Origin of the sequence: Streptomyces griseus subsp. griseus (assembly GCF_000720255.1) — a bacterium.
GTDB lineage: Bacteria > Actinomycetota > Actinomycetes > Streptomycetales > Streptomycetaceae > Streptomyces > Streptomyces griseus_I.
Map to the genome: position 1 here is coordinate 21,431 of NZ_JOJE01000068.1, position 9,526 is coordinate 30,956.

Genomic DNA, 9,526 nt, shown 5'->3' on the forward strand with positions numbered 1-9,526 from the left:
CGGTGACCTCGCCGCGGCGTTGCCGTTCAGCCGTTCTTGCGGGCCACTCCGCCGTAGATGCCGATCGGCGGGGTGCCGGGAGCGAGGGGCTCCTCGGGGCGCCAGTCCGGGACCAGGGTCAGGCCCGGGGCGATCAGTGTGAAGTCGCCGAAGAAGTCCAGGACCTGGGGCCTGGTCCGGGGGTTCATGGTGGCGCTGGCGCTGTTGTAGACGGCGGCCGCGCCTTCCCGCCGGTCCTCGTGGACGTCGCCCGTCGCGTGGGACAGGACGAGGTAGGAGCCGGTGGGCAGCGCATCGCGGAGGGTGGCGACGAGGGCGTGGGGATCCTCCGCCTCGGTGACGAAGTGCAGGACGGCGACCAGCAGCAGTGCCACCGGCTCGTCGAAGTCGATGACCTTGCGCACGTCGGGGTGGTCGAGGACGGCGCGGGGATCACGCAGGTCGGCCAGGACGACGGAGGTATGGGTGTCGTCGCCGTCCAGCAGAGTCCTCGAGTGGGCGCTGACGATCGGGTCGTTGTCGACGTAGGCCACGCGGGTCCCGGGAGCTGTGGCGCGGGCCACCTGGTGCACGTTGGGCTCGGTCGGCAGGCCCGTGCCGATGTCCAGGATCTGCCGGATGCCGCCCTCGGCGACGACGTGCCGGACGGCGCGGTGCATGAAGTGCCGGTTGGCACGGACGGCCACCCGTACCTCGGGGGCCGCCTCGATGAACTTCTCGGCGGCTTCCTGGTCGACCACGTAGTTGTCCTTCCCGCCCAGGAAGTAGTCGTACATCCGGGCCGGATGGGGCCTGCTCGTGTCGATCTGCAAGGGCTGGGCGGCACCGTCGCCGACGCCGCTGAGAGGAGAGGTCATACTGCCTGGCTCCGTCCTGGACCCGGGTCCCGCCAGCGCGTGAAACGGGATGAGTGATGGTCAGGTCATCATCCTGGCATGTCCGGGATGCTCAGTCGGCCGGGCACCGCCGCGCCGGCCCCACCGGCGCGGCGGTGCATGGGTTCACCCGGTGGTGGCACCGGCGTCCGGCGCCGGCTCAGTCGCCTCGGAAACCTTCTGTCGGCGCTCGCGCCACCAGGAGGCCGCCCAGGCCAACACCGCGCCGCCCACCGCGTAGGAGCCGAGGACCCAGAGCGCCGGAGCCGTGGCGTGGCCCGAGAAGTACACGGTGTTGCGCACCAGGGTCGTACCGGCGCCGGGCGGCAGTGCCTGTCCGATCGTGCTCCAGAACGACGGCAGCAGTGGTGCCGGGTAGACACCGCCGGAGCTCGGATTGCCCAGCACCACGAAGAGCAGGATGACGACACCGGTGCCCAGGAGACCCAGCAAGGTCTGAAGGGCGAGCGCGGTGGTCCCCGCGGCCAGGACGATCAGGGCACCGATGCCGCTCAGCACCCAGAAGTGACCACTGAGCGCGTCGAACACGGGCCCGACGATGACTGCCCCGGCGATGCCGGACACGATCGCGTACGGCACGAGGGCGGCGAGGCGGATGAGGGTGCGGGGCCGGCTGGCGGGCCGGGAACCCGCCGCCATACCCATGATCGTCGCGGTCAGGTAGCCGCCGATCACCCAGCCCAGCACGAGGTAGAAGGGCGTCATACCGCGCCCGTCCTTGGCGTTCGGGGGCCGGATGTCGGTGACGCTGATCTGCCGCTTCTGCGCCGCCTCGATCTTCTGCGCGATCTGCGTGGCCGTCTGCGACACCGACGGCCCGCCCGCCGAGGCGACCAGGAGGGTGTCCTTGGTCCCGGTCGCGTCGAAGACGAAGGCGGCATCCGTCTTCCGCGTCAGAACCCACTGTCGGGCGGCCGCGGCGTCCGGGGCCGCCAGCGCCCTGAGAGGGGCGCCGTCGAGGCCGTCGAGCTGGGCGACGATCTTCCCGGACACCTGTTGTGGAGCGGCCACCGCCACCCGGATACGGTGCGGCGTGGGCGAATGGAAGGCCCCGACGTAGGACGCGACGAAGGCGAGCTGGACCAGCAGGACACCCAGTACGAGCCCGAAGGCCCGAAGGGTGACGGCGTCCTTGAACTCGGCGGCGAAACCGGACGACTTGGCGCCGCGCTCAGCGGCGGATATGCCAGTGGGCGGACCGGCAGGTGCTGTCATGGCCGCATGATGACACACCCGGATGAACCCACCGTCAGGGCTGCGGCTCTGCATCCGAGACGAATAGATCGGATGACTGCTCTGTCGTCGGCGGAGCCCAGGGGAGCCGCGCGGAGGCGTGGGCTCCGCCGAGGTGACATTGGGTGTATTAACCGCCCATCACCTGTGCTGTGTCTAGTAGCGAGACAAAAATTGGCGCTGAGACATGGGGCTCTCACGACCGGCCGCACAAGAAGGTGCAATACATCGGAGGTTAATGACTCGCAAACTGTTGACACCACAACGCCCCACTCCTACGGTCCTCCAACGGAGCCGCACACAATCCCCCAAATCCCAACCCGATTCGGGGATGGGAGTGGATCCGAAGGACCCCGATGCTCAGACGTACCCTCGCCTGTGGGGTGGCCGCCTGCTTGAGCGTGCTCGCACTGCTCATCACCGGCTCGCCCGCGATGGCCGCGTCGGTCACCGTGACCAACGCCACCCAATTCACCGACACCACGGGAGCCGTGGTCCAGGCCCACGGCGGCGGGGTGATCAAGGTGGGTGCCTACTACTACTGGTTCGGCGAGAACCGCAACCCCGACAACACCTTCAAGGCTGTCTCCGCCTACCGCTCGACCGACCTCAAGACCTGGGAATTCAGGCGGAACGTCCTGACCCAGTCCAGTGCCGCAGAACTCGCCACATCCAACATCGAGCGCCCCAAGGTCATCTTCAACAGCACCACCGGCAAGTTCGTCATGTGGATGCACAAGGAGAACGGCACCGACTACAACCAGGCCCGCGCCGCCGTCGCCGTCTCCGACACCGTCGACGGCGACTACACCTACCAGGGCAGCTTCCGCCCGCCGTCCGGCACCACGTCCCGGGACATGACCCTGTTCAAGGACGACGACGGCACCGCCTACCAGATCACCTCCGCGGCCGGCAACGCCGATCTGCAGATCTGGAAGCTCACCGCCGACTACACCGGCTACGACAGCCTGGCCGCCAACCCCTGGCCCGGCACGTTCCGCGAGGCGCCGGCCCTGTTCAAGCGCAAGGGCGTCTACTTCATGCTGACCTCCGGCAACAGCGGATGGAGCCCCAACCAGCAGAAGTACGCCACCGCCACCAGCGTCACCGGCCCCTGGACCACGATGACCGACGTCGGTGACGCCACCGCCTACGGCTCCCAGACCACCTTCGTACTGCCGATCCAGGGCACCGCGGCCACCTCGTACCTCTACATGGGCGACCGTTGGGGCAACTCCATGGGCGGCACCGTCAACGACTCCCAGTACGTCTGGCTGCCGCTGACCTTCCCCACCGACACCACCATGGACATGCCCTGGTATCCGCAGATCGCCATCGACGCCGACGCCGGCACGGTCAGTGGCGTGGGCGGTGGTCCCTACTACACCCTCAAGGCCCGGCACAGCGGCAAGTGCCTCGACATCTCCGACAACTCCGCCGCTGACAGCGCGTTCGCGATCCAGTACACCTGCACCGGCGGCCTCAACGAGCAGTGGCGGCTGAAGGACGCCGGCGGCGGCTACGTCCAGATCCTCGCCCAGCACAGCGGCAAGTGCCTCGACGTGGCCGGCGCCTCCACCGCCGACGGCGCCTTCGTGAACCAGTACCACTGCACCACCGGCACCAACCAGCAGTGGCTGTTCCAGGACCAGGGCAACGGCTACTTCCGCATCGTCGCGCGGCACAGCGGCAAGTGCCTCGACGTGGCCAACGCCTCCACCGCCGACGGCGCCCGCCTCATCCAGTGGCCGTGCGGTACCGGCACGAACCAGCAGTTCCAGCGCACGACCGTCTGAACACGCCTCCTGCCCGGCGGACGTTCCTGCCCGCCGGGCGAGAACGCCGTCGTCCCGCCCGGCCCGCAGGCGAAGGCCCTGTCCGGGGTTCAGCGGCCGGGGCCGATGCTGGTGGCCTCGGCCTGGAGGATCCGCTGGGTCCGGCGACCGTGGCCTTGCCGTGAACGAGTTTCCGCAGCTCGCTGTCGATCGTATGGGCGATCCGCTGCCAGGTGGTGAGGGCCGGCGGGGCCTTGGTGACGTTCAACTGGGTCTCGAAGGCGGCCCACTCGGGGCTTTTGCCCAGCTTCCCCTCGTACCAGGCGTTGGCAACGGCGGGCAGGTGGCCGGTGGCGTCCGCGTACGTGGCGAAGTTCGCGGGCTCGGTGAGGCACCGTACGAACTTCCCTGCCGCGTCCGGATGATCAGCGCCGGGAGGCGCACACGAGAGGCGACGACCTGGGAGCCGACCGCGAGCCTCTCCCACCATCGATCCCTCTCACCGTTCGTGGCCATGTTCACGCCGCGGGCAGTCCCTCGCATCTCCAGTTCGAACCGTGCGGCGCGGACACCTCAGCGCCGCCTCGGCCCCCTGCTCGTCCCTCGATCCGGAAGCCGTCCTCGGATCGGGGATGATCGGCGCCCGCTGTGGCGTGTCACCCTGCTGGGCGTTCAGGCATGGCGGATGCTGCAGGGCGTGGAGGACTCGACGACCGCGCCAGCTGATCCGTTCGCTGTCATGAGGACCAGGAAGTACCTGGGCCTGCTGATCCTCGCGGCGGTTCTGGGTGTGGTGATCTCGGCCCTTGTCTACTGGCTGCTCAAACTGATCGCCGACATCCAGACCTGGGTGTTCACGGACTTGCCCAAAGGCCTTGGCTTCCATGGCGAACCAGCCTGGTGGCCGCTGCTGCCGTTGACCGTGGCCGGGGCGATCGTCGGCGCGACCGTCAAGTACCTGCCCGGCCGGGGTGGTCATTCCCCAGCGGACGGCTTCAAGCCGGGCGGGGTGGCGCGGGCAAACGAGCTGCCCGGCATCTTGCTGGCATCGGTGGCCGGCCTGGGGCTGGGCGTGGTGATCGGCCCGGAAGCCCCGGTGATCGCCCTGGGCGGCGGGCTGGCGGTCCTTGCCGTCAAGCTGGCCCGGCGGGACATGGAGCCCCGTATCGGCGCAGTCATCGCGGCGACGGGGAGCTTCGCGGCGATCAGCACGCTTCTCGGCAACCCGCTGGCCGGGGCGTTCTTGCTGCTGGAAGCCTCCGGTCTGGGCGGGCCGATGGCCACCATCATCCTGATTCCCGGCCTGGTCGGCGCGGGCGCCGGGTCGCTGATCTTCCTGGGGCTGAACTCGCTGACCGGATACGGCACGTTCTCCCTGGCGGTGCCCGACCTCCCTGCGGCTCCTCACCTCGATGTCGCTCAGTTCGGCTGGGCGGTGGCCATCGGCTTGGCGGCCGGGGCCGTCAGCTTCGGGATTCGATGGCTGGCCCTGTTCCTGCGCCCGCACGTGGAGCGGCGGCTCCTGCTGCTCACGCCAGTGGCCGGCTTGGCGATCGCCGGGCTGGCGATCGCCTTCGCCGAGGGCACCGGGAAACCGTCCTCGGCGGTGCTGTTCTCCGGTCAGACCGCGCTGTCGCCGCTGCTCGAACATGCCGCCGATTACACCGCCGGAACGCTGGTCCTGCTGGTGGTGTGCAAGGGTCTGGCCTACTCCATCTCGCTGTGCGGCTTCCGCGGCGGCCCGACCTTCCCGGGCATGTTCGTCGGCGCCGCAGCCGGGATCGCACTGTCACATCTGCCAGGGCTGCCGATGATCGCGGGCGCCGCCATGGGGATCGGCGCGATGACCGCGGGGATGCTGCAACTCCCGCTGACGGCGGTCCTGATCACCACCTTGTTTCTCGGCACCGCGGGCCTCGCGGTGATGCCGCTGGTGATCGTGGCGGTCGTGGTGTCGTTCGTACTGTCGAAGTATCTCGCCGGACCACCCACCACACCACAAGCCCCGGAGACGGCCCAGCCGCCCCTCCCCCCGCAAGTTCGGTAACCGGCCCCGGGCTGCCCCTCCGGGTGCTGGAGCTGCGCACCGTCAGCGGAAGCGCCTTCGCGCTGCGCCCGCGAGAAGTCGAGTTGGTGGGGCGGGTGGGACTCGAACCCACAGCCGGGGACCCGGTCTCATCCGTCGTCGGGGCGGATGCGGTGATGTCAATACGCCTGTCCCAGCGGCCAGTTCGAGGATCCGCCGAGGGCGCAGTGCCGCCGCCCTCGCGGTCAGGTCCTCGGCGAAAGGCCGGAAGACCACCGGCACGAGGTACTGCTCATAGGCCGCCGACATGGACTCGGACCACCGCCGGCCGGCATTGCTTCCCGTCACCCTCATGACGGTAGTGCCGCGCCCGGAGACCTCTACCCCGCCGCGCCGCCATGTTCGGTGCGCGGCGGGAGATCCCGGTGTGTCGGAGGTAGTACGGCCGCTGGGCCAGGCCGGTGGCTCGCAGGGCTTCGCGGTGCGGGCCACCTGGCGAGCGCGGACCGTGATCAGGCCCAGGGACTGACCGGCGTGAAGGAACTGTCGGCGCGGAAGGTGGCGTTGTCCTGGTAGGTGTCGAGGCGCAGCTCGTAGTTGTAGTGGCGGAGGTAGCGGCCGGGGTAGTTGTACGACTCCAGGCTGACCGATCCGGTGACCGAGCCCTGCCGGGCGCAGTAGGTGGCGTCCTTGTCGAAGAGCGTGGTGCCGTTGCTCGCGTCGGCGCGGATGCGGAGGTCCTTGTGGCGCAGGTAGCGGCCGGACGCGTCACGGAACGAGTAGCAGCTGCCGTCGGCCAGGCCGGGGACGACGGTGAAGGTGGCGCTCTGCTTGACCGCCGTGGTGCTGGAGGACGTCACCGGGTCGAGGTAGCCGAGGCTGTCCGACCGTACGACGGCGTAGCGGCCGGGGAAGTTGACCGACCGGAGCGAGCGGGTGGTGTCCGTCGGCAGGGTGACGCCGGCGGAGACCGGGTCGATGCTGCTCAGCGTGGGGACGACCTTCTTGATCAGGCCGTCGGCGTCGAACTCCATCCTGTCGACGGTGGTTTCGCGGTGGGTGCCGTCACCGCCGGGGATGGCGAAGCGGTGGTAGGCGATGTACCAGTCGTCGGTGCCCGGCACCTGCACCACGGAGTGGTGGCCGGGGCCCTTGATGCCGAGCGAGAGGTCCTTCTCCAGGATCACGCTCCGCTTGGTCCACGGACCCGTGGGCGAGGGGCCGGTGGCGTAGGCGACGCGGTAGTTCTCGTCCCGGGTGTCGTTCTCCGACCACATGAAGTAGTAGGTGCCCTGGCGCTTGATGACGAAGGAGCCCTCGCGGTAGCCGCTGGGAGTGATGTTGGTGACCTTGGAGGCGTCGAAGGAGACCATGTCGTCGTTCAGGGGAACCACGTAGGCGTGGCCGTTGCCCCAGTACAGGTACGACTGGCCGTCGTCGTCGGTGAAGACGGCCGGGTCGATCATCTGGCCGGCGTAGGCGCCACGGGCGATCAGCGGCTTGCCCAGGGGGTCTGTGAACGGTCCGGTGGGTGAGTCGGAGACCGCGACGCCGATGTTCGTGTCGGCGGAGTAGTAGAAGTAGTACTTCCCGTTCTTCGCGGTCATCGTCGGGGCCCAGGCCCGGCTGTTGGTCCAGGAGATGTCGGGGCCGAGGTCCAGGATGACGCCGTGGTCCGTCCAGTGGACCAGGTCCTTGGACGAGTAGGCCTTGAACTGCGTACCGCTCCAGTTCGCGAAGCCGTCGGTGGTCGGGTAGATGTAATAGGTGTCGCCGAAGCGGACGATGTTCGGGTCGGCGGTGAGTCCCGGCAGGACCGGGCTCCTCATGACCAGCGCCTCCACCGTCCAGGTGCGCTTCGTTCCGTCGGAGCCGGTCACCTCGTACGTCACGGGGTGGGTGAAGTCGCGCGGGGTGCCGGAGGCCGGGCTGATGGACGCGCCCTGGGCGAGGGTGAACTGCGGGGCGAGCGCGGTGAGGTCCGTGCCCTCCTTCAGCGGCAGCGTGATCCCGCTGTTGGCGTCGTCGATGAGGGCGTCGATCTTCAGCGCGGGGTGGGTGGCCGCGGTGATACCCGTGGTGTTCCCGCTGAGTTCGAAGACCTCGCCGGGCGCCAGCGCGCGGTTGTAGACCCGGAAGTCGCGGATCTGGCCCTTGAAGAGCTTGTCACTGCTGTAGAGCGACTTGCCGATGTAGTTGGCCGTGGTGACGCCCGACCCGATGGAACCGGGGGTGAGGGTGACCGACGGGTTGCGGGCCACCTCCACGCCGTCCTGGTAGAGGACGCCCGTGTTGCCGGTCTGGGTGTACGTGACGTGCTTCCATACCGAGCGCGGCAGCGCGGCGGAGGTCCGGGTGTTCTGCTCGGTGGAGAAGCCCCCGGAGGCGATGGCCGTCCGGAAGGTGTCGCCGGTGGTGAACAGGTACCCGTTGCCGGCGCCGCTGCTGGTGTTGCCGAAGCCGTAGAGGAAGTACGGCGTGGCCTGGGCGGCGTCGATCCGCACATCCATCGAGACGGTGATCGAGTTCATTCCGCTCATGATGTTGTCCGGCACCTTGATGTAGGTGTCGGAGCCGTTGAACGTCAGTCCCTCCCCTGCGCCCGACCAGTTCGCGGTGCCGTTGACGGTTCCGTTGCGGCCGTTGCCCGAGGAGTCCACCGCCACGGTGCCCGAGGTCGCGTCGAGTTTGTACCAGAGAGCCAGACCGTCGGTGATCTCCGCTGCCTGTGCGGGGGCTGACAGACCGACGGCGCTCGCCAGCAGCGCGGCGGCGGCGGCCACGGCGGCGACGGCGCCCTGCCGGAATCTTCGGCGGCTCTGAGGTTTCACGCTGTGCATGGGTTCACATCCCGTGATGAAGGCACGCCTGAGAAGGGGGCTCGCGCCCCTGGCCGAGGTCCTGCGTGCCGCCCGAATGACATTGCGCTGCGTGAGTGTGAATTGGATACGCGTCGACGTCAATACTTTTCGAACGGCATCCGATATGTCGAACGACAATGACCTGCACGGGCGGCCTGCCGTGACGATCGACCGCTCCGGCCGTCTTGACACCCTTTTTGCCAGCCCTATAGCGTCTGGCCGAATTTCCGAAGCCCTTTCTAAATATCGAACAATGGGTCATCGGTTCTGCTCTTGCTCACCCACGCGATTCGGCTTGCACGAGCGACCGTGCTTGTCCAGAGGAGCTCTTCTCCGCGGCCCTGCACCCCCTCTCCCGATTGAGGCACCCGCAGAAAGACAGGAAACGTACATGCGCACGCTTCTCTCCCGGCTGGCGGCGATACTCGTCGCCGCCTGCCTGCTCTTCACGGGGCAAGCCCTGACCGCTCCGGAACGGGCGGCCGCCGCCGACCCCGGCTACCTGATGGTGCACTTCACCGGTGAGGGGGCGACCAACCAGCAGATGTACCTCTCGCACAGCACCGACGGCCTGCACTGGAACGACGCCGCAACCTGGTGGTGTGGGAGTCGACGGACCTGGTCTCCTGGTCGGACCCGTGGCTGCTCAACGTCGCCGGCGCGATCCCCGACGGCCGCAACGCCTGGGCCCCCGAGGCGATCTGGGACCCCGCGACCAACGACTACGTCCTGTAC

General features: G+C 68.6%; 4 protein-coding genes and 3 pseudogenes. 3 read left to right on the forward strand and 4 right to left on the reverse strand.

What is annotated here, in order from left to right; translation table 11 throughout:
* Positions 1-26: 26 nt before the first annotated feature.
* Together IG99_RS41670 and IG99_RS41675 are read right to left on the reverse strand one after the other, a co-directional pair.
* Positions 27-857, reverse strand: a complete 831-nt coding sequence (locus tag IG99_RS41670) for an SAM-dependent methyltransferase (RefSeq protein WP_037683914.1) — start codon at positions 855-857, stop codon at positions 27-29.
* A gap of 144 nt (positions 858-1,001) precedes the next feature.
* Positions 1,002-2,111, reverse strand: coding sequence for an ABC-2 transporter permease (locus IG99_RS41675; protein ID WP_037683916.1), 1,110 nt, complete (start codon positions 2,109-2,111; stop codon positions 1,002-1,004).
* A 374-nt stretch (positions 2,112-2,485) separates the two neighbouring features.
* On the opposite strand from IG99_RS41675, the gene IG99_RS41680 reads away from it, so the two are divergent.
* Together IG99_RS41680 and IG99_RS41690 are read left to right on the forward strand one after the other, a co-directional pair.
* Positions 2,486-3,925: an RICIN domain-containing protein gene (locus tag IG99_RS41680; protein ID WP_037683918.1), complete on the forward strand. Its 1,440-nt coding sequence runs from the start codon at positions 2,486-2,488 to the stop codon at positions 3,923-3,925.
* Positions 3,926-4,589: 664 nt separating this feature from the next.
* Positions 4,590-5,951: a chloride channel protein gene (locus tag IG99_RS41690; RefSeq protein ID WP_051866582.1), complete on the forward strand. Its 1,362-nt coding sequence runs from the start codon at positions 4,590-4,592 to the stop codon at positions 5,949-5,951.
* A 153-nt stretch (positions 5,952-6,104) separates the two neighbouring features.
* Here IG99_RS41690 and IG99_RS51105 read toward each other — a convergent pair.
* Both IG99_RS51105 and IG99_RS41695 read right to left on the reverse strand, forming a co-directional pair.
* Positions 6,105-6,239, reverse strand: a pseudogene (locus IG99_RS51105) (SAM-dependent methyltransferase); the annotation flags it as partial.
* Positions 6,240-6,442: 203 nt separating this feature from the next.
* Positions 6,443-8,719: pseudogene (locus IG99_RS41695) on the reverse strand (family 43 glycosylhydrolase); the annotation flags it as partial.
* A 463-nt stretch (positions 8,720-9,182) separates the two neighbouring features.
* Between IG99_RS41695 and IG99_RS47010 the strand changes: the two are divergent.
* A pseudogene (locus IG99_RS47010) lies at positions 9,183-9,526 on the forward strand (1,4-beta-xylanase); the annotation flags it as partial.